The organism is Streptomyces sp. NPDC086023 (assembly GCF_044540325.1).
Lineage (GTDB): Bacteria > Actinomycetota > Actinomycetes > Streptomycetales > Streptomycetaceae > Streptomyces.
Window position 1 is genome coordinate 1 of sequence record NZ_JBITRX010000040.1, and the last position, 21,374, is coordinate 21,374.

A 21,374-nucleotide genomic window follows, 5' to 3' on the forward strand; every position below is an offset into this window, starting at 1 on the left:
TCCGATCTCCCCTTCGCGCTGCGCGCGAAGGAGAGACCGGCCTCGCTGCGCTCGGCCGAGGCTCCTTCGGAGCCTTGCTCCTCCGCTTCGCTTCGGGGCAGTGAGCCGCTTCGCTGCGCTCAGTGGGGCTGGGCTTTGCCCAGCCAAGGCCGGCCCTTCGGGCCGGAGTCCTCCGCTGCGCTTCGGACAAGCGCGTAGTGCTTGGTAGGGAAACCCTCCGGCTGGGGGCCCTTCGGGCCGGTGCTTCCTACGGTTCGCTGCAGGAACTGCCCGGCTAAGCCGGGCTCTCCTTCGGCGCCTGGCCCCTCCGCTTCGCTCTGGGGCAGTGAGCCGCTTCGCTGTGCTCAGCGGGGCTGGGCTTTGCCCAGCCAAGGCCGGCCCTTCGGGCCGGAGTCCTCCGCTGCGCTTCGGACAAGTAGTGAGGCGGAAGCAGGCGACCGGCCAAGGGCCGCCGGCCACGAGTTCGAGCCGGGGGTTGGCGGTGATCTTGTGACGGAGGCGGTCGGCGAGGTTCAGGTAGTGCTGGAGCAGGGCGGTGACGCCGTCGCGTCCGAGGTGGTGCAGCGTGGCCCACAGGGCGAGAGCGCGGGTGCCGGGGCGGGTGAGTTCGATGGTGGAGTGCGAAAGCCAGGGGAGGGTGTTGGGTTCGCCTGGGGTGAGGTAGGAGGCGCGGTGGGCGAAGGCCGTGTGGAGGTGATCGGGGTCGGTGACCAGGAGTGCGCCGCAGCCGACCGGCATGCTGAGGGTCTTGTGCGGATCCACGGTCATGGAGCCCACATCGGCGACACCTTGGTAGAGGTGTGCCAGAGCGGGCGCCATGGCGCTCAGTCCGCCCCAGGCTCCGTCTGCGTGGTGCCACATCCCGGTGCTCAGGCACAGCGCGGTGACGGGTTCGAGGGGGTCGACGGCGCCGGTGGCGGTGGTGCCCAGTGTGGCGACGGTGCAGAACGGCAGGAGGCCGGCTGCCTGGTCCGCTGTCACGGCTGCGCGCAGTGCCGCGGGGTCCAGGCGGTGCTGTGTGTCGCTGGGGATGGGGCGCAGGTGGTGGGCGGGGATGCCGATGCAGGCTGCGGCCTTGGCGACGGACATGTGGGCTTGGGTGTTGTAGTAGAGGGTCAGGCGGGCGTGGTCGCGGTCGTAGGCGGGGCCGTCATCGGTGCCGCGGCGGGTGAGGAACCAGGTGCGGGCGGTGGCCAGGGCAAGCAGGTTGGCCATGGAACCTCCGCTGGTGAGGACGCCTCCGGTGCTGGCGGGCAGTCCGGCCAGGTCGGCCAGCGTGCGTATGGTGCCGCGTTCGAGGTCCATGAGGGCGTTTTCGCCCATGCCCCAGGTCGCGTTGATGGTGGAGCCGAGGAGTTCGGCGATCAGGCCCGCGGGGGCGGGTGGGGAGTTGATTCAGGCGAAGGAGGCCGGGTGCCCGTTGCGGGTGGGGAACGGTGCGATCTCCTGGCGCACGAAGTCCAGGATCTGCCGCAGCTCACCACCGGTACGGGCGAGCGGGGTATCCCGCAGACTGGCTCGCCGGCGCGCGGGCATTGGACGGCTTACCGGGATGTCCGGATAGCTGGGTCAGGTACTGACAGACCCACTCCGTGGCCGTGATGAGCTCGTCTTGCAGCACCTTTGGATGCGTTTTCGGAGGCCCCTCGTGCCCTGACGGCGGAGACTCGCTGAAACGGGCCGGAGCGTGGTCGTGCGGAAAGCGGTTCATGACGGGGCGTCGAGCTTTTCATCACATGAGAAGGCCCAGGCTGGCGTACCGGTTCCATGATCGTAACGAGGTCACGGCCTGCCGTCACCGTCATGTATGGCTGGTGCGAAGACTCCATCCAGCGGATCAATCACCAGCAGGCGCCCGTTTGCCGGACGTCTTCAGGAACAGCGTGTCTTAGCGGTGTCATAACGGCGTTAGGGGGTTTGGGGAGGGGTGATTCAAAGTGGTTTGCGGATGGGGACTGGGGTGGTTGAGGGGTGGGGGAGAGGGGAGCTTTGGGATTTGGGGTGGGTTTGTGGGGTTTGGGGGTGTGGCGGAGGAGCGGGGAAGCCGGGGGACGGCATATAGAGGGTACGGAGATGCGTTTGCGCAGGTCAGGGGGGATGCGGGGGGAGAGTTGTGTCCCCTCAGGAGGGACATATCTCTTGCGTTGTGTCCCTGGTGGGGGGACATAGCGGCGGCAAAACGTCGGTCTGGCTGACGGTATTTGGGGTGAAACGTCGGGGGGGCTGACGTTTTGGGGGAGATGTGTGCGTGAACTGGTTGGTGGGGTGGTGGGGTTGACGGAGCGTGGGGAGATGGATCCGGCCGGGGGGTGGCCGAGATGTGTCCCTCGTGGGGGGACGTAAGACACGCCGAACGTCAATGAGGGTGACATGTATGTCGTCCTGGTTGACATACTGCTCTCCGTAGATCAAAGAAGTGGAGAGCAGCCCGTGACATCCGAGCCGCAGCGCCGCCGGCCGAGTCCGGCGCGGGCACCGCGTCCTGATCTCCCCGTTGATGACGCCATCTCAGCGTGGAGTCAGCCGCTGGCGCCTGTGCGGGATCTGGACGGCCTGGCGAAGCGTTACCCGAGTCGGAAGCTCACGCTGGAAGGTGAGCGGAAGCCTCTGGAGTTCTACGGGACTGCTGCTCAGCCGAACGCGTTCTCGATGGACAGTCTCGAGTTCTTCCTGGTGATCGCGCAGTACTTCCGGGAAGCGCTGCCTCTGCGGCTCATCCTGCTGCTCATCGCGTGCCAGCGGGCGGGGGGGCGGATTCCGCTTACCCAGGAGGAGATGGCTACCATCCTGGACGTCAGTCGGACGAAGACGTCCGAGGCGTTGCACACCATCATGTCTCACGGAATCGTCTTCAAGGTGAGGCGGGGTGTGTACCAGTTCAACCCGCCCTACAGTTACCGAGTGGCAGAGTTCATCCCGGGTACGGAGACAACGGGTGAGTTCGTGAAGGTGGAGCAGCACAGCACCATCTCGAAGATTCGCGGCGACGCGAGCCTTCCGGAACTGGTGCGGTTCCCGTCGCTGGATCACATGCGGCAGGCCATCGAGGAACTGCGGGCTGAACGGGCCAAAGAGCGCGCTGCGCGGCGGCTGAGCCGGTCGCGGCGCAAAGAAGAAGGGACGGCTCTGTGAGCACCTTGCGATTCGCTGCGGTCAATGCCGACGGGCTTCTCTCCGACCTCGACCTGCCGCCGGCCTCGTACCGCGTGCTGCTGAAGCTGCGGTCGCTCAGCGAGCCCGGTGGGCGGATCCTGATCGACCAGGCGACCATCGGCGGGCTGCTGGAGCTGAGCCGGCCGAGCGTGAACGCGGCGCTGCGGAGCCTGGAGCTCGCGAAGCTCGTGCGCAAGGTGCGGAACGGGGTGTACCAGATCAACCCGATGCTGGCCGGGTACAACTCGTTCGAGGACGCCGTGGCCGCGGTGAACGCCATGCCGGTCGAGGACCGCCTGGACGTGCGTGGGTACGTCGAGAGCTACCACCGGGCGGTGGCGGCGTACCAGGACCAGCTGGCGGAGCAGCGGAAGAAGCGGGCCGCACAGGCTTCGGCCAAGAAGGCCGCGGAGAGCAAGCGTCGGAGGACTCTGCACGCGGTGGGGTAGGGCACGCGTGCGGGGTTCCTTCAGAAGTCGAGTTCGACGTAGTCGATGTCCGTGAACTCGACCAGGAGGCCGGCGGCTCGGGAGCCGTGGTCCTTGAAGTAGAGCTCCTGGAGGCCTTCGGCCGCGATGCGCTGGAGGGCTGCCTCGCCGGCTCCCGCCTCCTGGGCCGCGAAGAGGCGGCCCGCGTACTCCGGGGGCAGGTGCTGGGTGATGCGGCGCATGCGGCCGTCGTCCGTGGTGCCGGGGGCCGCGGTGAAGCCGAAGCGGGCGCGGGTCTCGATGACCAGACCGGTCTGGGTGGCCGCCCGGGCGCGGGCGCGCTTGCGGACCAGGGGCTGCCAGCGGCGGCGCACTTCGGCTTCCAGGCGGGCTGCCAGGGCCGGCTTGGGCTGCTTGATCTGGTTCTTGAGGTAGCGCTCCACCGTGCGTTGGGAGATGTTCAGGAGCGCCGCTGCCTGTTTCGTCGACTTGAGCTGCTTGACCAGGAAGCGCATCTGGGCGCCTGCCGACTTCGGGATGGGGCGGGTGAAGTGCTGCTCGTCCGCGCGGGTGATGCTGTCGTCGATGGACATCGGGGGTGGCTACTCTCCGTCGGCCGCTGCGTCGTGGCCCTTGATGTGGCGGGCGGGGTTGTGGTGCTCGTCGAGCATCTGGACGGCCCAGAGGAGTGGTTGGGTGCCCTCGTGCTTCACCATGCCGGGGCTGACGCCCAGGCGGAAGCCACCGGGCAGGGGCTTGCCCTCGGGGGTGTGGGGCAGGAAGTCCAGCGGGCTCGGGCCGTCGGAGAGGTAGACCGCGCAGTCGGAGAGCACCGCGATGGGGTGCAGGCCGGCGTGCTCGGCGAGCTTGAGCATCTTGCGGTGCATGTTCACGCGGGCCGTCGAGATGACGGCGGCGCGGATGTCGGGGCGCCAGGTGGGGCGTTCCAGGGCCGGCCAGGGCTCGCCGGGGCGGTAGCCGAGGCCCTGGGGGCGTTCGCGGAGCTTGCCGATGCCGCCCTTGACGGTGGCCTTGATGGCGGACAGGACGTGGGCGAGGGGCTCGTCCTGGGCCCTGTGGGCCGTCATGGCGTCGAGGAACTGGGCTTCCGTGAGGTCCTTCGTGACGCCCAGGTCGGCCATCGTGGCGAGGTACGCGTCGCGGAGGCGGGTGTACCAGGGGTCGAGGTACGCGGTGGCGCCGGAGCGGAGGTACGCCTCGATGGGCCGGACCTCGTGGCCCAGCTCGGCGGCGTAGGCGAGGGTGGGGGTCGCGTACCAGGCGGGGCCGGTGGGGCGTCCGCCGTGGGGAGTGAACGGGCTCGGGAGGCGGGGGTCGAGTTCGATGCCGGAGAGGTCGGCGAGCCAGCTGCCGGGGGTCTTCGGGTCGAAGCGGGGGGCCGTGGTGTGGACGGCCGGGCCCGTGCCGATGGTGAGGCGGTTCGCGGCCGCGGCGAAGGCCATGTTGACGTCGATGCCGACGGCGTGGGTGCGGGCACACTCGGCGTCGGTGAGCAGCTCAGGGTCGCGGATCCAGTCGTAGGCCTCTTCGTCGAGGACCTGGTCCGGGGTGCGCTGGTGGGCGCGGGGGTAGAGGGCGGCGACGACCGGGTGCTCGTCGGGGGCCTCCGGGGGCGCGGGGTCGACCGGGGCCGTGAGGGAGCCGGGGACGGGGGCGGAGACCCAGGTGACCGTGCCGTCCGGGTTCTGCTGTTTGGCTGCCCGAGTGGGTGGGCGAAGTGCCGTCATCAGTTCGAGGCCGGAGACGGCGGTGGAGCCCCGTGGGGTGAGGACGCGGGTCGCGTACGTTCCGAGGACGCGGGCGATCTCGGGGGCGGGGAGGGTGTCGGTGTCGCCCCAGGCCCGGGGGTCCAGGGCGCCCCAGGGGAGGATCGCCAGCTGGACGCAGGCGCGCCTGCCCCTGTCGGCGGGGCGGTAGACGCGGGCCCAGGGGCCGAAGCCGCGGCGGGTGAGCTGCCACTTGGCCTTCGTGAGGGCCTTGACCGCGGGGTGGTTGTCGGGGAGGCGCAGGCCGCGGCGGTCTTCGAGGGTGTCGGGCAGGCCGAAGCGGCGGGCGGCTTCGGCGGTGAGGACGAGGAGGGGGTCGGCGTCCTTGCCGTTGGGGTGGAGGCGGGGGGCGCCGAGGCCGGCTTCCAGGGCCCAGGTGATGAGGGAGGGGAGGTCCTGGGCGGGGCAGTCGAGGAGGAGGCCGTGGGGGGCGTGGGCCGTGCCGGTTCCGTCCAGGACGGCCAGGGGGGTGGGGGCCGTTGTGGGGGCGAGGGCCGTCGTCCGGGTGCGGGTGGTGGTGGGGGTGGCTGCTCTGCGGGGCTGGTCCCCTGCTCGGCCCTTCCCGGAACCGGGGGCTTCGCCCTCGGACGCCGGGGGGCGCTGTGCTGCCGGCGTCTCCGCCTGAGGGGCTTGCTGCGTGGGGGAGCCGGGGGTGGGGGCTGTGGCGCCGGTGGTCGGGGTGGCGGGCGGCTGGTGGGGCGGCGGCGTGGGGGTGCTGACCGGGGCGGAGACGTCCGTCGGTGCCGCGTCGGCGGGCTGGGGGGTGGAACCGGTCGGCGTGGGCACGGGAGGGTGCGCAGGGGCGGGTGCGGGGGTCGGCGTCGTCGCGGGTGTGGGGGCCGTTGCCGGGGCCGGCTCCGGGGAGGGGTGGCGGGTGGCCAGGCCGTCCAGGAGGCGGATGTAGGCCGCGCGCTTGGGCGGGCGGGGCTCGGTGCGGCCGGTTTCCCAGGACGTGACGGTTTCCCGGCGTACGGACAGGGCCTTCGCGATCTGGTCCTGGCTGAGGCCCGCCGCCTCCCGGAGGCGCTTGCGCTCGTCCGGGTGGGGGAGGGCGTCCTGGGCCGCCGCCTCTTCGAGGAGGGCGTCCACGGCTGCGAAGAGCTTGTCCTGTTCGTGCTGCACCTGATCACCCTAGCTTGGAACGCACTGCTGAACGCACATGGAACGCACGTGGGGTGTTAACGCCGTTAACGGCGTTAACGCCCCACGTGCTCAGGAGAGGCGGGCCGAGAGGAGTTCGGCGACCTTGGCCAGGTCCGAAGGGGGGAGGGTCGTCGTGAGGGCTTCGACGATGGCTTCCGGGGTGGGGGTGGGGGTGGGGAGGGTGAGGGTCGTGGGGGAAGCGGGTGGGGTCGGTGCGGTGGGGCGGGTCCGCTGGCGGGGGGGATTAACGGCGTTAACGGTTTCCGCTGCCGCTGCCGCCTGCTCCTCCTGGGGGAGGCGGCCGATGCGGCGGGCCGGCTCCACCTTCAGTTCGCCCGTCTCGACCTTCTCCTGGAGGGGCGGGGTGAGGTTGAGGAGGGCCAGGCGCTGGGAGACCCACGCGGGGGTCTTGCCCAGGCGCTTGGCCACCTTGGCCTGGGAGCCGTGGACGTCGACCAGTTCCTGGAGGGCGCGGGCCTGGTCCATCGGGGCCACGTCGACGCGGTGGACGTTCGCGATGAGGGCGGATTCGAGGATGTCCGCGGCGCTCGTCGCGAGGGAGTCGTTCACGTGGATGTGCATGCTCGTCAGGCCGGCGAGCTGGGCGGCCGCGAGGCGCCGGTTGCCGTCGATGACGACGTACGGGGCGCGGCCGAGGCCTTCGAGCTGGCCCGGGTGCGCCTCCATGAACGCCATGCGGGTCGCGACGGCGAGGGGCTGGAGCTGGCCCCGTACGCGGAGGGACTCCGCCATCTCCTCGATCTCGGTGAGTTCCTCGCGGAGGTTGAAGGGGTTGTGCGTCAGGGCCTCGATGGGGACCTCGGAGGGCGGGATGACGCCGGAGGTGGGGGCGCCGGTCGCCTCGGCGATGGCCGCGCGGCGGGAGCTGACGTTCACCGGCTGGGCCCGGGCGAAGGAGGCCGAGGCGCCGAGCTTGTCGGCCTTGCTCATGAGATCTCCCGGGCGAGGGCGCGGAGTACGACGGCCTGGTCGCCCTTGGGCGCGTACACGAAGAGGGGCTGCTTCACGCGGACCGCTTCGCGCTGCTCCTTGAGGTCCGGGACGATGGCGACGACGCGCGGATCCTTTATGTCCATCCAGGCCTGGAGGGAGCTGGTGGCGATGAAGCCGCGGCGGCCGTCGTAGAGGTTCACGACCAGGCCGAGGTAGTCGATGTCGAGGCTCAGGTCGTCGCGCAGGTCGTTGATCTGGGAGGTGAGGAGGTCGTACGCGTCGGCGGACGAGTCCTCGGCCTGTACGACGATGAGCGCGCCGGACGCGCCGGGCTGCTCGGCGGGGCGGCGGCGGCCGTAGTAGATGGCGGCGTCCATGCTCAGGCCGAGGCTGGGCGGGCAGTCGACGAGGATGACGTCGTACTCCGACTCCAGCGGGGCGAGGGCGCGTTCGAGGGCGGCCTCGCGGGCCCGGACGGTGGAGAGGCGGACGTCCAGGAGGAAGGCGTCGGTGCAGGAGGGGAGGAGGTGGAGGCGGTCGCCGAAGCGCTCGTCCTCGATGGAGACGACCAGGTCCTGGAGCGGGCCCGAGCCCTCGCCGGCCATGTGGCGGGTCAGGCTGTCGCCGCCGATGGGGAGCGGGTCGTGTCCGAGCTGCTTGGTGAGGTGGCCCTGGGGATCGAAGTCGACGAGCAGGACGCGCAGTCCGAGGCCGGGCAGGTCCTCGCGGTCGACGGCCGGGTCGTCCTCGTTCTGGAGGGCGAGCTGGCGGGCGATGCGGACCGGGTGGAGCGTGTTGGGGTCCTCGGCGAGTGCCTCGCCGGTGCCGGCGGTGATGGCGGTCTTGCCGACACCGCCCTTCTGGTTGCACACGACGATGCGGCGCACGACGGACGGGCGCTGGACGCTGGGGGCCGGGTTCTTCTCCAGCCAGAGCTGGACCGACTGGGCGAGGCCCTGGATGAGGGAGACGCCACGGTGCTTGGCGTCGGCACGGAAGGCGTCCCACTGGCCGGCAGGGAGCCAGGTGGAGAACGACTCCGCCCCCGAGGTGTCGACCGGTGCGGGGGCGGAGGCCAGGGAGCTCCAGTCCGCGATGCCCTGGTGGACGGCGTCCTGGATGTCGACGCGGAGTTGGGCGGTGCGGATCTTCAACTCCTGGCGGAGCCAGGGGGTGAGCTTGGAGACGACCTTGTCGCGGTCGGGCGGGGACGAGGGCGAAGTCATGGGAGGGACTTTACTAACGTTCTGGCGCGCAGGGGGAGCTGACACGCCATTTTGCTAACGAAGTTCGAGGGTGGCGCGAGGTGGGGGTGTTAACGCCGTTAATGGTTCTGGGGGTTGGGGGGTGGGGCGTTAACGGCGTTAACTAGTGGAACTTTGGATTCCGGTTGGTCATGCGAGGGCCAGCGTCGCGACCGCGGGGGCCATGTAGATCAGGGGGAAGGGGACGTGGGCGTACGAGCGGGCGCGGAGGACGGTGACCGCGGCGCCCGTGAAGTACAGGACCAGGCCGATGGCGGCGGCGATGCCGAGGGCCGGTACGAGGAGGCCGGCCAGGAGGCCGAGCGAGCCCGCGGCCTTGGCCAGGCCGAGGGGTGTCCACCACGAGCGCGGGACGCCGTACTCGGCGAGGGGCTCGACGACCCATGCGGCGCGCGAGAGCAGGGCGTAGGCCGAGAAGCCGGCCATCGCGGCGGCCAGGACGGTGACGATGGTGTGGGCGGTGGTCATGGGGGTCTCCCTCGGGGGCTGCTCGTGCGGTGTCCTTCACTGCACTGACCCGGCGGGGGACGCGGATGTGACAGGTGCGGGGGAACTTCTTTCCGGCTACGGGTGGAGGCGCTGGGTCGCGGCGCGCCGGCGGGCCGTGGCGGCGGTGAGGAAGCGCAGGACCACCGCGAGCTCTTCGGTGCTGAACTCCCCGTACAGCTCCTGGACCTCGCGTGCCCAGTCGTCGAAGAGCGGGGAGAGTTCGGCGAGCTTCTCGGGGCGGCTCTCGATGAGGACGCGGCGCTTGTCGGTGGGGTGCTTGACGCGGCGTACGTAGCCCTTGGCCTCCAGGCGGTCGACCAGGCCGGTGACGGAGGCCGGGGCGAGACCCGACTTCTCGGCGAGGTCCTTCGCGGTTGTTCCACGGCAGGGAGCGTGGTGCGGTGTTCGGTGTGTACGGGGCGGTGGCCGGGTTCGCCTCGGCGGTGGGGCTGCTGCTGGGCGGGGTGCTGACGGACGCCGACCTGTTCGGCTGGGGCTGGCGGTCGGTGTTCCTGGTGAACGTGCCGGTGGCGCTGGCGGCCGGGCTGGTCGTCGTTCGCTGTCCGCCGGGCTGGCGGGCGGGGCTTCCGGGATCTTCTCGACGGCCCAGCAGTTCGGTGGGGCCCTGGGCGCGGCGGTGGTCGGCACGGTGTTCTTCGGGAGGCTCGCCACGGGGGCCGGGCGCACGGATGCGTTGACGGTCGCGATGCCGTGGGTGGTCGGGGCGTTCGCGGTGTGCGCGGTGCTGTGCGGGGCGCTGCCGAAGCGGGGGGCCGTGGCGGTGCCGGGGGAGGGGGCGTCGGCGCGCGTGGTCGGTGCCGAGCGGTGAGGGGAGGGGGGCGTTAACGGCGTTAACGGTCCGGCGCCTCGGAGCGGGGGGCGTTAACGGCGTTAACGGTCCGGCGCCTCGGAGCGGGGGGCGTTAACGGCGTTAACGGTCCGGCGGGTCAGCCCTCCTGGACGGGGGTGGTCGGCCGGGCGGTGCGGTGGGCGTCGGCGGCGTCGCCGGTGCGGGCCTCGGTGCGGTGGGCGCGGGCCAGGTAGTCGCGGGCGATGAGTTCGACGGCGTCCTGGGGGTTGGTCGTACCGGACAGCAGCATCAGTTCGATCGCCAGATCGGCGTCGAGGGAGACGGTCACCTTGGCCATGGCTGCTCCTTCTTCGGTGGGCTGGTGCGCAGCTTAGGCCGTGGGGCCGGGAACGCCGACGGGGCGGCGTACTCCGACCGGTGTCGGTGTACGCCGCCCTCGGTGTGACGGATGGCGGGAGCCGGCCCGCGCGGTCATCGGGGCTACTTCGGGTCGCGGTTGAACGTGGCGGTCGACCAGAAGTAGCCGAGTACCGCGAGCCCCAGGCACCAGGCGACGGCGAGCCAGCCGTTGTGGCCGATCTCGGTGCCGAGGAGCAGTCCGCGCAGGGTTTCGATGGCGGGCGTGAAGGGCTGGTACTCGGCGATCGGCTGGAACCACCCGGGCATCGAGTGGACCGGGGTGAAGGCGCTGGAGAGGAGCGGAAGCAGGATCAGCGGCATCGCGTTGTTGCTGGCGGCCTCGGCGTTGGGGCTGACCAGGCCCATGCCGACGGCGATCCAGGTGAGCGCGAGGGCGAAGAGTACGAGGAGTCCGAACGCGGCCAGCCACTCCAGGGCGGTGGCGTCGGTGGACCGGAAGCCGATGGCCACGCCGACGGCGCCCACGAGGACGACGCTGGCGACCGACTGCAGCACGCTGCCGACGACGTGTCCGACGAGCACCGAGGGGCGGTGGATCGCCATCGTGCGGAAGCGGGCGATGATCCCCTCGTTCATGTCGTTGGCGACGGACACGGCGGTACCGATCACGGTGCTGCCGATGGTCATCAGCAGCAGGCCCGGGATGACGTACGCGATGTAGGCGGAGCGGTCCGCGGTGCCGCCGCCGATGCCCGCGCTCATCGCGTCGCCGAAGATGTACACGAAGAGCAGCAGCAGCATGATCGGCGTGAGCAGCAGGTTGAGGGTGAGCGACGGATAGCGCCGGGCGTGCAGGAGGTTGCGGCGCAGCATCGTGGACGAGTCGCGCACGGCGAGGGAGAGCCGGGACGGGCGGGCGGGGGTCTGCACGGTGCTCATCGGGCGGTCTCCTTGGACTGGTGGGGGACGGTGGCGCTGTCGGTCAGGGCGAAGAACACGTCGTCGAGGTCGGGTGTGTGGACGGTCAGCTCGTCCGCCTCGACGCCGGCGGCGTCCAGCCGGTCGAGGAGGGAGCGCAGTTCGCGCTGGGTGCCGTCGCTGGGGATCTGCAGGGACAGGGCCTCGTCGTCCCGCTGGACGTCGGACAGTGTGGAGGCGGCGTTCCGGTACGCGGCCGGGTCGGCGAAGCGGAGCCGGACGTGGCCGCCGGGGATCAGGCGCTTGAGTTCCTCGGCGGTGCCTTCGGCGACGATCCTGCCGCCGTTGAGCACGGCGATGCGGTCGGCGAGTTCGTCGGCCTCCTCCAGGTACTGGGTGGTGAGGAAGACGGTGACGCCGTCGGAGACGAGCTCGCGGATGATCTGCCACATGTTGTGGCGGGAGCGGGGGTCGAGCCCGGTGGTGGGCTCGTCGAGGAAGATGATCCGGGGGTTGCCGACCAGGGTCATGGCGATGTCGAGGCGGCGCTTCATGCCGCCGGAGTAGGTGGAGGCGGGCTTCTTCGCGGCCTCGGTGAGGTCGAAGCGCTCCAGCAGCTCGGCGGCAGCCCGCCGTCCCTCGCTCTTGGACAGGTGGTGCAGGTCCGCCATGAGGAGCATGTTCTCCTCGCCGGTGATCAGGCCGTCGACGGCGGAGAACTGCCCGGTGACCCCGATCTCGGCGCGCACCGCCTGCGGGTGGGTGGCGAGGTCGTGGCCTCCGACGCGGATCTCGCCGGAGGCGGGGCCGGGGGAGATGAGGGTGGAGAGGATCTTGACGGCGGTGGTCTTGCCGGCGCCGTTCGGGCCGAGCAGGGAGAAGATCGTGCCTTCCGGGACGGTCAGGTCGACGCCGTCCAGTACGACCTTGTCACCGTAGGACTTGCGCAGCCCGTTCGCCGTGATGGCCGGGGTGGTCATGAGGTGTGCTCCTTTGAAGGCTGTGGCGGGTCAGAGGGTGCGGGCGGTGATGTCGCCGTACGAGGTGGTGGCCTGGATGTCGAGAGCGGGCGTGCCGTCGTTCTTGAGGGCGTTGCTGACGCGGCCGTAGCCAGTGCCGGCGTCGAGGGAGGCGGAGACGCCGCGGGCGGCGGTGACCGAGATGTCGCCGGACTGGGTGCGGAGCACGACGGTGCCGCCCATGGCCTCGGCGATCCGGATGTCGCCGCGTGCGGTGCTGATCTGCGCGGGGCCGCCGAGCCGGCCGACTTCGACGTCGCCGTCGGTGGCGGTGAGGCGGAGGCTCGCGGCCTCGTCGATCTTGATCTGGCGGTACGCGCCCTCGAAGGCCACGTCGCCCAGGCGCCCGACGCCGCGGAGTTCGGCGGCCGCCGTCTTCGCCTCGACGTGGGAGTCGGCGGGGAGCCGGACGGTGACGTCCAGGGATCCGGTGGGGCCGAAGAGCTTGTTCTCGGCGGCCGGGGCCGTGATCCGCAGGACACCGTCGGAGAAGGTGACGTCGGTCTGCTCGGCGGCCTTCGTGTCGCGGCTCTTGGAGGGGTTGGCCGGCAGGACCTCGACGGTGGTCTCGGCGCGGTCCGCGGCGATGAACTGGATCCGCCCGGCGGGGATGTCGAGAACGGCGGAGATCGGGGCGGAGGTGGCGAACTTCTGCATCGTGCTTTCCTTCGGCTCGTTGTTTCTGATGATGGAAAGCTACGTTGCGTTCGAAGATTCCTCAACAGACTCGTTGCGAAGAATTACTGTTCTTGCAGCTCAGGGCGGAGAAATCGTTGCAATGGCGGTGCATTCAATGCAACAAGCCGGTCCATTGACGTTGCAATGGGATGGGAGTGAACGCTATAGTGGGGGCGTTGTGCAGAGACGAAGGAGATCGCAATGCCGGGAGGCAGGCTCACTCAGCAGGACCGCCAGCAGATCGCGCTGGGGCTGGCCGACGGCCTCGCCTACGCGGAGATCGCCAGGCGCCTCGACCGCCCGACCTCGACGGTCACCCGTGAGGTGATGCGCAACGGCGGCCCCGCCGGCTATCGCGCCGACCTCGCCCACCGCGCCACCGAGCGCCGCGCCCACCGGCGCAGGCAGGCCGCGCCCCGGAGCGGGGCGGAGGCGGCGCCGCAGGCCTACGGGCGCGACGCCGAGGCCGTGCGCGAGTACGAGGAGATGTTCACGACGCTGATGATGGCGCAGGGTCTGCCGAAGATGATGTCCCGCGTGCTGACCTGCCTGTACACCACCGACGAGGGCAGCCTCACCGCGGCAGAGCTCGTCCAGCGCCTCCAGGTCAGCCCGGCGTCCATCTCCAAGGCGGTCGCCTTCCTGGAGACCCAGGGCCTCATCAGCCGGGAGCGCGACGAGCGCCGCCGTGAGCGCTACTTCGTCGACGACGACGTCTGGTACCAGTCCATGGTCGCCAGCGCGCGACAGAGCGCCCTGCTTGCCGACGCCGCCCGGGACGGCGTGGGCATCCTCGGCCCGGGCACCCCGGCCGCCATCCGTCTCGAGAACATCGCCCGCTTCGTCGACTTCGTCACCGAGAGCATCACCCGCGCCGCGGAGCAGGCCCGCGAGGTCCTCCACACGAAGCCCAGGACGCCCTCGGGCGACGCCGCCGAACCGAGTGCGGACCGCTGACAGCAGGCCGGACGACGAGGCTCCGGTCGCCCGGGACCTGAGCGGCGGCACGGAAACGCACGAGACGTCATCGAGGCGCGGTACAGGCTCGCTTGAAGATCCATCGGGCCGTGCCTCAGGTGCGCCTGAGGGTCACTCATCTCCGCTGGTCAGGGCGTTGGGCGTGCCTGTGTTCGAAAGTGAGCCGCCGTCCGCCGGTCACATCGGCGGGGCGGGATCCGTCAGTGTGGTGACGACGGAGACCACCGCTTAGGGAGCACCTTATGAAGGCTCGTATGACGAACCCCGCGAAGGTTCTGCCGGATGCCATGAGCGGCATCCAGAACCTCTACAAGGCCATCTACCAGGGTGGGGTCGCCCCGCAGACCCTGGAGCTGGTGCACCTCCGCGCGAGCCAGATCAACGGCTGCAGCGCGTGTGTGCACGCCGCCGCCACGGGCGCCAAGAAGGCCGGGGAGACCGACGACCGCCTGCACGCCGTCGCCGCCTGGCGCGAGGCCCCGTTCTTCTCGGACGCCGAGCGTGCCGCCCTGGCCCTGACCGAGGCCGCCACCCGGCTCGCCGACCACACCGGGCAGGGCGTGCCGGACGAGATCTGGGACGCGGCCACCGACCACTACACGGAGGAGCAGCTCGCCGCGATCATCCTCATGATCGCGACGACGAACTTCTTCAACCGACTGAACGTCACCATCCAGGAGCCCGCGGGCCAGAACTGGGGCTAGGCCCTCCCCGGAGCCTGCTGAGGATCCTGTCGCGGGGTCGTCCGGTCGTGGACCGGGCGGCCCTTCCGCGTACCCGGCTCCGGGCCCGCGCCGGTGCTCCGGCACACGCAAAGCGGCCGTCCCTCGTGCTCCGTGGCTCGGAGCAGGAGGGACGGCCGCTTGCGTCGTCCCGGGTGGATCCGTGGTCAGCGGGCCGTACGACCCTCGGCGTCAGACCAGCACGTCGGAGGTGGACGGGGCCTCGGACCGGCTCTTCGCCGGCTCGGCCGGTGCCGTCTCCGGAGCCGTCAGACCCGGCTTCCAGATGCGCGGGCCCAGGTCCAGGGCCAGCGCCGGAACCAGCAGGCTGCGCACCAGGAACGTGTCGAGGAGGATGCCGACCGCCACCAGCAGGCCCTGCTGCAGCGCGCTCACCGTCGGGATCGCCGCGAGGACGAGGAACGTGGCGGCCAGCACCACGCCCGCCGAGGTGATGACCCCGCCGGTGACCGTCACCGCGGTGAGGATGCCCTCGCGGTGGCCGCGCAGCGCCACCTCCTCCTTCGCCCGGGTCATCATGAAGATGGTGTAGTCGATGCCCAGCGCGACGAGGAAGATGAAGCCGAAGAGCACCAGCCCGCGGTCGATCTTCGCGTGGTCGAGGGCGTGGAACAGCAGGGAGGCCGTACCGACGGCCGCCCCGAAGGACAGCACCACGGACACGAGCAGCAGCACCGAGGCGATGGCCGCCCGCAGCAGCACGAGGAGCATCACCAGGACCACGGCGAGGATCAGCGGGATCAGCAGCGCCTCCTCGTCACCCTGGGCCTCGGAGACGTCGAGGGCCACCGCGGTCTGCCCGCCGACGACCGCGTCGGCCGCCGGGCCCTCGGAGTCGTCCAGGGCCGTCCTGATGTCCCGGACGGTGTCCTTGGCGGCCGCGGAGTCCGGCGCGTCGCGGAGCACCGCGGTCAGGTGCGTCCAGCCGTCCTTGGCCGCCTGGGTGTTCACGGAGGACACGCCGGGCACCTTGGCGACGGTGGCCGCCGCGGCCTCGGCCCCGGCGTCGGGGACGTAGACGTCCGCCGGAGCGGACGAGCCGGCCGGGAAGTGCTCGGCCAGGACCTGCTGGCCGGTGACCGAGCCGACCTTGTTGGTGAACTGCTCCGCCTGCGTCTGGCCGGTCTGGACGCTGAAGAGGCCCAGCGTCATGAGGCCCAGCACCAGCGCCGTGCCGATCCACACCGCGCGCGGGCGACGGCCCACGGCAGAGGCGATCTTGGCCCACTTGCCGTGCCCCTGTGCCGAGTTCGGGTCGTAGCCCGGGGTGACGCGCGGCTTGACCGGCCAGAACACCCAGCGGCCCAGGATGACCAGCAGCGCCGGCAGCAGCGAGGTCATGGCGAAGAACACCACGACCACACCGATGGCGACGACCGGGCCCAGGCCCTTGGTGCTGTTCATGCTGCCGAACACCAGGCACAGCGTGGCGATCGCCACGGTGGCGGCGGAGGCGGCCAGCGCCGGCAGCGAGCCGTTGACGGCCAGCGCCATCGCGGTGTGCCGGTCCTCGGTGCGGTGCAGCTCCTCCCGGTAGCGGGCGATGAGCAGCAGGGCGTAGTCGGTGCCGACACCCACGGCCAGCACCATCAGGACGTAGGCGCTCTGGCCGTTGACGACCAGACCCGCGTGCTTGGCGAGCAGGTAGACCACGCCGCTCGCCACCTGGCTGGCCAGTCCCACGGTGATCAGCGGGATCAGCCACAGCACCGGGCTGCGGTAGGTGATGAGCAGGAGCAGCGCCACCACGCCGAGCGCTGCACCCATGAGGGCGCCGTCCATGCCGGAGTAGACGTCGGCGAAGTCGGCGATGCTGCCGGCCTCACCGGTGATCTTGACGTCCAGGCCGGCGGGGAGGCCGTCGGAGGTGACCTTGCCGACTTCCTTCACCCCGTCGGTGAGCACCTTGACGTCGCTGGGCGAGGTGCGCAGCGGGACGCTGACGAAGGCCGCGACCTTGTCCTCGGAGACCACGGCGGGGGACACCTGGCCGGCGGCCACCTCACCGAGACGGCCTCGGTCGCTGTCGATCCTGGACAGGTCGGCCTGGGTGAGGCCGCCTTCGCGGGCGTAGACGATGACGGCGGAGCTGGAGTCCTTGTCGGCGAAGTGCTCCTCCGCGAGCTGCACCGCCTTGGTGGACTGGGCGCTCGACGGAAGCCAGGTCTCGGGGTCGTTGTCCTGTACGTCCGCCAGGCCGGCGGCCAGCGAGCCACCGATGCCCATGAGCAGGAGCCACAGCACGAGCACGACCCACTTGGAGCGCCGGCCGGCGACGAAGGCGGCGTATCGGCTCGCAACGGTGGGGGAGGCAGCGGGCGGTAGGTCCGAATTCGTTGGAGATGGTGCCGGGGTCTGGGTCGTCATGGGTTATCTCGCTGAGGGTGTCAGGAGCCGTGGAGCGGGGGCTCGGACGGGACTGTTACACAAGGTTCTTCACAGCGGGGTGGAGTCCCGATCGAGCGCGGCTCGAGCTGGCCGGAACCCTGGTGCCCGGGCCCGGCGACGGCGTCTTCCGTGGCTGATTCCCTACGGGGAGCCCGCGCGAGGGGGTCGTGTGTACGGGTGTCGTGCAGCAGTACGCCGTACACGGATACGGGGTGGGCACACCAGTTCTGTGTGAAGAGGCCCGGCGGGCGGAGGGGGAGGCGGGCTCTTGTTCGATGCCGGGCCCGGGGCGGCGGAGGGGGTGCCGTCGGCAGCGCTCTGACCTGCGAAGGGGTGGGGGCAGCGACCGAAGCGACCGAGGCGCCGGGTTTTCGTACAAATGCTCGGGAAGGGCTCGGTGTGGGGTGCAGGGCCGCTTGAGTCGCTGCCAGCGACCGAACGGGCGTCGGTCGCTGCGGGCCGGAGGGGGTGTTCGGGCGGTCCCGGGGGGCGGGGGAGCGGCTCAGCGACTGAAGAAAAGCGACTGAAGGTTGCTTGGGTCGCTCTGAGTCGCTTGAAGAAAGCCCAGTTCAGAGGCGGTGTGGGGGGTGAATAGCGACTGAAGCGACTGAAGGTGCGGGTATATGAAGCGCAACGCACGTGTGTGCGCGTGTGCGTGCGCGTGCGCCTGTGCGCGTCATATATTCAGTCGCTGAGTCGCTTGAGTCGCTGTCTGGGTTGTGAAAACGGCTCTGACCTGCGGTTTCTTGCAGCTACTGTGGGAGCGACTGAAAGTGCTTGAGTCGCTGGGGGTGGGTGGCTTCAGTCGCTGAGTCGCTGCGCGACCCTGGTGGCTCTCGTGGCTGCAGATGCTCTCTTCCGCGGATGACCTTCGCTAAGGTATGTCCGTCGTTGAGTCGCTTGGGTCGCTGCGGGGGATGGGCATGGCTTCTGAGCTGCGGGATTCGCGCAGCGACTCAGGGCGGCCGTCAAGCGGAGGATCGGATTCCGGCTCTCGTCGTGACCAGGTCCGCCCGGCGGGTCGTACTCCTGGGCAGCCTTTGGCCACCGCTCGGTGGTGCGCCAGCAAGGGCTGGCCCGTGCACCCGCTGTCGCCGGGCCGGAAGACGCCCGCCGGGAACTGCGAGGCCTGCCGGGCTCCCGGGCACACCTCCAAGGACTGCGGCTGCCTGCGGGCGGGCCGCTGGTGCCACGGGTTCCACGCGGCCACGCTGGACTTCTCGCGCATCGAGCAGTGGTGGGGCACCCATCCCGGGCTCGGGGTCGGGATCGCCTGCGGGCCGGCCGGTCTGGTCGTGATCGACGTCGACGCGCACGAGCAGCCGCTGCCCGCCCGGGACCGCCTGCTGCCGGGCATCCCCGTGGCGGACGGCGTCGACCTGCAGGGCCTGGCCAACGGCTTCCACACGCTCGGCGTGCTGGCCGCGCTGCGCGGCGAGACCTCCCCGGCGCAGGACACCTCCACGCTGCGGGTCCGCACGCCCTCCGGGGGCCTGCACGTCTGGTACCGGGCCAATCCGAGCCACCGCTGGCAGTGTTCGGCCGGGTCGTCCGGCTCCACGCGCGCGCTCGCCTGGCAGGTCGACGTACGGGCCCACGGCGGCTACATCATCGCCCCGGGCACCGTGACCGAGGCCGGGACGTACGAGCCGGTGGGCCCCGTCAGGGAGCCGGCGCCCCTGCCGCCCTGGCTGGCCAGGGAGCTGGAGCGCACCGGACACCTGCCGCCCGCACACGTCCCCACGCCGCGCCCCGTGCCGCCGCGGGCCCAGCAGGCCGTCGTGGCCGCGGGCGGCGGTGGCGGGCGCGGTGCGGCCGGCCGGGTCCTGGGCGCCGTGCTCCAGGAGGTGGCGGCCTGCGCCGCCGTGCCCGAAGGGGCGGCGTTCTCCGAGAAGCTCAACCGGGCCGCGTACACCGCGGGCGGGCTGGTCGCCGCCGGGCTGCTGCAGCCCGGCGAGGCGGAGCGGGTGCTGAGGGACGCGGCGGAGCACGCCCGGCCCGGACAGGAACGGCGCTGCGGCGCGATCATCCGCAGCGGGCTGAGCGCGGGCTCCCACCGCCCGCTGACCCCGGGGGGCCGCCTGTGACCACGAACCGCCACAAGCGCCTGTCGGAGGCGCGGCTGGACGCCCCGGACGAGTCCTTCGGGGGAGTCTTCGAAGGGCCCCTGGACCACGCCTCCGTGACGGAGGCCCACCCCGGGCCGTCCGTGCCCGGGGACGTGCCGGCCGCCGGACTGTTCGGTGAGGAGGTGTCCGTGGGCTTCCCGGACGACGGGCCGGACGGTGCCCCGGCAGGGGGCGGAGCCGTGCAGGAGGCGCTCGTCGGCTTCGACCCGCAGGCGGTGGCCGCCCAGATCCTGGCGCACACGGCCGCTGTGCCCGCTCAGGGGGCCGTGGGGGCCGCGGGGGCCGTGGCGGTGGCTGTGGGGCCCCTGAGGGTCTCAGAGGGGCACACAGGGCCTCAGGGGGCCGGGGAGGTGACGGCGGACGGGCTGCTGCCGGACACGCTGACCGACCGCGGCAACGCCAAGCTGTTCGTCAAGCTGTACGCCAACGACTACCGGCACGTGCCGGGCCTGGGCTGGTACCGCTGGGACTCCACCCGCTGGCAGATCGACGAGGACGACACCATCCTGTGGGCCGCCGGCGACCTGGCCGAGTCCATCGCCACCCAGGACCCGCGTGGCCTGCACACGCCCGCGTCCCTCCAGCAGCACCGCCGCCGGGCGCTCAGCACCAGCGGCATCAACGCCATGCTCGTCCAGGCCAAGTCGGCCCCGGGCATGGTCCTCAACGCCTCGCGCCTGGACGCCGACCCGTACGCCCTCTGCACGCCGGCGGGGATCGTCGACCTCCGCACCGGGCGCATCAGACCCCCCGAGCCCACGAAGGACTTCCACTCGCGCTCCACCACCGCACCGCCGCAGCCGATGCCGACGCCGCGCTGGAACCGGTTCCTGACCGACACCTTCGGGGACGGCCCCGAGGGCGCCGAGATGACCGGCTTCCTCCAGCTGCTCCTCGGCTACTCGGTCACCGGGGACGTCGGCGCGCAGGTCATGCCGTTCCTGTTCGGTTCCGGCAAGAACGGCAAGTCCGTGCTGCTCGACGTACTGATCAAGCTGCTCGGGGACTACGCGGACGCCGCGCCGCCGGGCTTCCTGATGGCACGGCCGTACGAGGGCCACCCGACCGACCTCGCCGAGCTGCACGGCCGCCGGGTCATCGTGTGCTCCGAGGTCAAGCCGGGGGACCGGTTCGACGAGGCGCGGGTCAAGCTGCTCACGGGCGGCGACCGCATCAAGGCCCGGCGGATGCGGCAGGACTTCTTCAGCTTCGAGCCGACGCACAAGCTGTGGCTGCTCGGCAACCACCGGCCCGAGGTGGGCACCGGCGGCTTCGCCTTCTGGCGGCGCATGCGCCTGATCCCGTTCGAGCGGGTCGTCTCGGACGACCGCAAGATCGACAACCTGGCGGACATCCTCGTCACCGAGGAGGGCCCGGGCATCCTGAACTGGCTGATCGAGGGCGCGCGCCGCTACCTCGGCGGCGCCCGGGACCTCAGCGGGCCCGAGCGGGTGCGGATCGCGACGACCGCGTACGCCGAGACGGAGGACCACACCGGCCGCTTCCTCGGGGAGCTGTGCCGGATCGATCCGGAGCTGAGGGCGGAGCAGGCCCAGCTCTACGCGGCCTATCGCAGCTGGTGCCAGAATGAGGGCGCCCCGGCGATTTCCTCCCGGGCCTTCGCGGCACGCGTCCGCGAGGTGGTGGGGCTGGAGTCTCCCAAGGAGATGATCCTGTCCAACCAGCGCAAGTACTACCCGGGCATCGGCCTGCTCGCGCACGAGGAGACAGCATGAGCGCTCTCATCGGCGAGGACGAGATCAGACACGAGATCGACCTCGTCTGGCTCGAGGACATCAGCCGGCTCGACTACGTCCGCCAGAGCCTGGACCGGCTGCCGACGCGGCGCGGCAGGCCCGCCTACCACCGCGACGGGCGGATGGTCGGGTACGCGCTGCTGGGGCCGGGGGCCAAGCCGTCGCGGTCCTCGGGCACCTTCCGGCGCCGGGTGTTCTGGCTGCTGCCGCACGACCGGGACACCGACCCGGAGGGGCTGTACGCCACCGGCGCGCCGGCCGAGGCCGTGGACGCGGGCACGCTGGCGCCCGGCAGCAAGGGCCGCAAGACGGAGCGGTCGGAGGGCGGGCCGCTGCGGTCGGCCGTGGCCCGGCAGCTGCCCGCCTGAGCCGAG

At 71.2% G+C, this 21,374-nt stretch carries 21 protein-coding genes; 8 read left to right on the forward strand and 13 right to left on the reverse strand.

Annotated elements, in window-relative coordinates; translation table 11 throughout:
- Together ACIF6F_RS37250 and ACIF6F_RS37255 are read right to left on the reverse strand one after the other, a co-directional pair.
- On the reverse strand, positions 1–1,323 hold a 1,323-nt coding region (locus ACIF6F_RS37250; protein ID WP_399958226.1), incomplete at its 3' end, for a pyridoxal phosphate-dependent decarboxylase family protein.
- A gap of 72 nt (positions 1,324–1,395) precedes the next feature.
- The gene (locus ACIF6F_RS37255; RefSeq protein WP_399958228.1) at positions 1,396–1,536 is read right to left on the reverse strand and encodes a hypothetical protein; all 141 of its coding nucleotides are present in this window, start codon (positions 1,534–1,536) and stop codon (positions 1,396–1,398) included.
- An 894-nt stretch (positions 1,537–2,430) separates the two neighbouring features.
- Between ACIF6F_RS37255 and ACIF6F_RS37260 the strand changes: the two genes are divergently transcribed.
- Positions 2,431–3,132 (forward strand): hypothetical protein, encoded by a 702-nt coding sequence (locus ACIF6F_RS37260; RefSeq protein ID WP_399958231.1) that lies wholly within the window; start codon positions 2,431–2,433, stop codon positions 3,130–3,132.
- The gene (locus tag ACIF6F_RS37265) at positions 3,129–3,602 is read left to right on the forward strand and encodes a MarR family transcriptional regulator (RefSeq protein ID WP_399958233.1); all 474 of its coding nucleotides are present in this window, start codon (positions 3,129–3,131) and stop codon (positions 3,600–3,602) included. The genes ACIF6F_RS37260 and ACIF6F_RS37265 overlap by 4 nt, the downstream gene beginning before the upstream one ends.
- Before the next feature lie 20 nt (positions 3,603–3,622).
- Here ACIF6F_RS37265 and tpg read toward each other — a convergent pair whose 3' ends face one another.
- The 6 genes from tpg to ACIF6F_RS37295 form a co-directional block, all read right to left on the reverse strand.
- The gene (gene tpg, locus ACIF6F_RS37270) at positions 3,623–4,174 is read right to left on the reverse strand and encodes a telomere-protecting terminal protein Tpg (protein ID WP_399958236.1); all 552 of its coding nucleotides are present in this window, start codon (positions 4,172–4,174) and stop codon (positions 3,623–3,625) included.
- 9 nt (positions 4,175–4,183) lie between these two features.
- Positions 4,184–6,490 (reverse strand): telomere-associated protein Tap, encoded by a 2,307-nt coding sequence (tap, locus tag ACIF6F_RS37275; protein ID WP_399958239.1) that lies wholly within the window; start codon positions 6,488–6,490, stop codon positions 4,184–4,186.
- A gap of 90 nt (positions 6,491–6,580) precedes the next feature.
- Positions 6,581–7,462: a ParB/RepB/Spo0J family partition protein gene (locus ACIF6F_RS37280; protein ID WP_399958242.1), complete on the reverse strand. Its 882-nt coding sequence runs from the start codon at positions 7,460–7,462 to the stop codon at positions 6,581–6,583.
- A complete protein-coding gene (locus tag ACIF6F_RS37285; RefSeq protein WP_399958245.1) occupies positions 7,459–8,691 on the reverse strand; it encodes a ParA family protein in 1,233 nt (410 codons plus the stop codon). Before ACIF6F_RS37285 ends, ACIF6F_RS37280 begins: the two co-directional genes overlap by 4 nt.
- Positions 8,692–8,859: 168 nt before the next feature.
- Complete coding sequence (locus tag ACIF6F_RS37290) at positions 8,860–9,198, reverse strand: DoxX family protein (protein ID WP_399958247.1); 339 nt, start codon at positions 9,196–9,198, stop codon at positions 8,860–8,862.
- Positions 9,199–9,294: 96 nt separating this feature from the next.
- Positions 9,295–9,540 (reverse strand): MarR family winged helix-turn-helix transcriptional regulator, encoded by a 246-nt coding sequence (locus tag ACIF6F_RS37295; RefSeq protein ID WP_399958303.1) that lies wholly within the window; start codon positions 9,538–9,540, stop codon positions 9,295–9,297.
- A 101-nt stretch (positions 9,541–9,641) separates the two neighbouring features.
- Between ACIF6F_RS37295 and ACIF6F_RS37300 the strand changes: the two genes are divergently transcribed.
- Complete coding sequence (locus ACIF6F_RS37300) at positions 9,642–9,917, forward strand: hypothetical protein (protein WP_399958305.1); 276 nt, start codon at positions 9,642–9,644, stop codon at positions 9,915–9,917.
- Between the two features lie 249 nt (positions 9,918–10,166).
- On the opposite strand, the gene ACIF6F_RS37305 is transcribed toward ACIF6F_RS37300, so the two are convergent.
- The 4 genes from ACIF6F_RS37305 to ACIF6F_RS37320 all read right to left on the reverse strand — a co-directional run bounded on the left by ACIF6F_RS37305 (position 10,167) and on the right by ACIF6F_RS37320 (position 12,984).
- Complete coding sequence (locus tag ACIF6F_RS37305) at positions 10,167–10,367, reverse strand: hypothetical protein (protein WP_399958250.1); 201 nt, start codon at positions 10,365–10,367, stop codon at positions 10,167–10,169.
- 143 nt (positions 10,368–10,510) lie between these two features.
- Positions 10,511–11,329 carry an ABC transporter permease gene (locus ACIF6F_RS37310; protein WP_399958252.1) on the reverse strand — a complete coding sequence of 273 codons (819 nt, stop codon included), beginning with the start codon at positions 11,327–11,329 and terminating at the stop codon, positions 10,511–10,513.
- The gene (locus ACIF6F_RS37315) at positions 11,326–12,288 is read right to left on the reverse strand and encodes an ATP-binding cassette domain-containing protein (RefSeq protein WP_399958255.1); all 963 of its coding nucleotides are present in this window, start codon (positions 12,286–12,288) and stop codon (positions 11,326–11,328) included. Before ACIF6F_RS37315 ends, ACIF6F_RS37310 begins: the two co-directional genes overlap by 4 nt.
- A 30-nt stretch (positions 12,289–12,318) precedes the next feature.
- The gene (locus tag ACIF6F_RS37320; protein ID WP_399958258.1) at positions 12,319–12,984 is read right to left on the reverse strand and encodes a DUF4097 family beta strand repeat-containing protein; all 666 of its coding nucleotides are present in this window, start codon (positions 12,982–12,984) and stop codon (positions 12,319–12,321) included.
- A gap of 222 nt (positions 12,985–13,206) precedes the next feature.
- Here ACIF6F_RS37320 and ACIF6F_RS37325 point away from each other — a divergent pair, with 222 nt between their 5' ends.
- A complete protein-coding gene (locus ACIF6F_RS37325) occupies positions 13,207–13,962 on the forward strand; it encodes a helix-turn-helix domain-containing protein (protein ID WP_399958261.1) in 756 nt (251 codons plus the stop codon).
- Between the two features lie 263 nt (positions 13,963–14,225).
- Positions 14,226–14,687 carry a carboxymuconolactone decarboxylase family protein gene (locus ACIF6F_RS37330; RefSeq protein ID WP_399958264.1) on the forward strand — a complete coding sequence of 154 codons (462 nt, stop codon included), beginning with the start codon at positions 14,226–14,228 and terminating at the stop codon, positions 14,685–14,687.
- A gap of 210 nt (positions 14,688–14,897) precedes the next feature.
- Here the strand turns inward: ACIF6F_RS37330 and ACIF6F_RS37335 are convergent, their stop codons facing one another.
- A complete protein-coding gene (locus ACIF6F_RS37335; RefSeq protein WP_399958267.1) occupies positions 14,898–17,093 on the reverse strand; it encodes an MMPL family transporter in 2,196 nt (731 codons plus the stop codon).
- 1,100 nt (positions 17,094–18,193) lie between these two features.
- Between ACIF6F_RS37335 and ACIF6F_RS37340 the strand changes: the two genes are divergently transcribed.
- The 3 genes from ACIF6F_RS37340 (at position 18,194) to ACIF6F_RS37350 (ending at position 21,368) form a co-directional block, all read left to right on the forward strand.
- Complete coding sequence (locus tag ACIF6F_RS37340; protein ID WP_399958270.1) at positions 18,194–19,201, forward strand: bifunctional DNA primase/polymerase; 1,008 nt, start codon at positions 18,194–18,196, stop codon at positions 19,199–19,201.
- Between the two features lie 347 nt (positions 19,202–19,548).
- On the forward strand, positions 19,549–20,979 hold the full coding sequence (locus tag ACIF6F_RS37345; protein ID WP_399958308.1) for a phage/plasmid primase, P4 family: 1,431 nt from the start codon (positions 19,549–19,551) through the stop codon (positions 20,977–20,979).
- On the forward strand, positions 20,976–21,368 hold the full coding sequence (locus ACIF6F_RS37350) for a DUF6009 family protein (RefSeq protein ID WP_399958273.1): 393 nt from the start codon (positions 20,976–20,978) through the stop codon (positions 21,366–21,368). Before ACIF6F_RS37345 ends, ACIF6F_RS37350 begins: the two co-directional genes overlap by 4 nt.
- Positions 21,369–21,374: the final 6 nt, after the last annotated feature.

Coding starts and splice junctions, on each gene's coding strand:
- ACIF6F_RS37255 (WP_399958228.1), bottom strand. CDS start 1,536: ATGCCCGCGCGCCGGCGAGCCAGTCTGCGGGATACCCCGCTCGCCCGT.
- tpg (WP_399958236.1), bottom strand. CDS start 4,174: ATGTCCATCGACGACAGCATCACCCGCGCGGACGAGCAGCACTTCACC.
- ACIF6F_RS37280 (WP_399958242.1), bottom strand. CDS start 7,462: ATGAGCAAGGCCGACAAGCTCGGCGCCTCGGCCTCCTTCGCCCGGGCC.
- ACIF6F_RS37285 (WP_399958245.1), bottom strand. CDS start 8,691: ATGACTTCGCCCTCGTCCCCGCCCGACCGCGACAAGGTCGTCTCCAAG.
- ACIF6F_RS37290 (WP_399958247.1), bottom strand. CDS start 9,198: ATGACCACCGCCCACACCATCGTCACCGTCCTGGCCGCCGCGATGGCC.
- ACIF6F_RS37305 (WP_399958250.1), bottom strand. CDS start 10,367: ATGGCCAAGGTGACCGTCTCCCTCGACGCCGATCTGGCGATCGAACTG.
- ACIF6F_RS37310 (WP_399958252.1), bottom strand. CDS start 11,329: ATGAGCACCGTGCAGACCCCCGCCCGCCCGTCCCGGCTCTCCCTCGCC.
- ACIF6F_RS37315 (WP_399958255.1), bottom strand. CDS start 12,288: ATGACCACCCCGGCCATCACGGCGAACGGGCTGCGCAAGTCCTACGGT.
- ACIF6F_RS37320 (WP_399958258.1), bottom strand. CDS start 12,984: ATGCAGAAGTTCGCCACCTCCGCCCCGATCTCCGCCGTTCTCGACATC.
- ACIF6F_RS37325 (WP_399958261.1), top strand. CDS start 13,207: ATGCCGGGAGGCAGGCTCACTCAGCAGGACCGCCAGCAGATCGCGCTG.
- ACIF6F_RS37330 (WP_399958264.1), top strand. CDS start 14,226: ATGAAGGCTCGTATGACGAACCCCGCGAAGGTTCTGCCGGATGCCATG.
- ACIF6F_RS37335 (WP_399958267.1), bottom strand. CDS start 17,093: ATGACGACCCAGACCCCGGCACCATCTCCAACGAATTCGGACCTACCG.
- ACIF6F_RS37350 (WP_399958273.1), top strand. CDS start 20,976: ATGAGCGCTCTCATCGGCGAGGACGAGATCAGACACGAGATCGACCTC.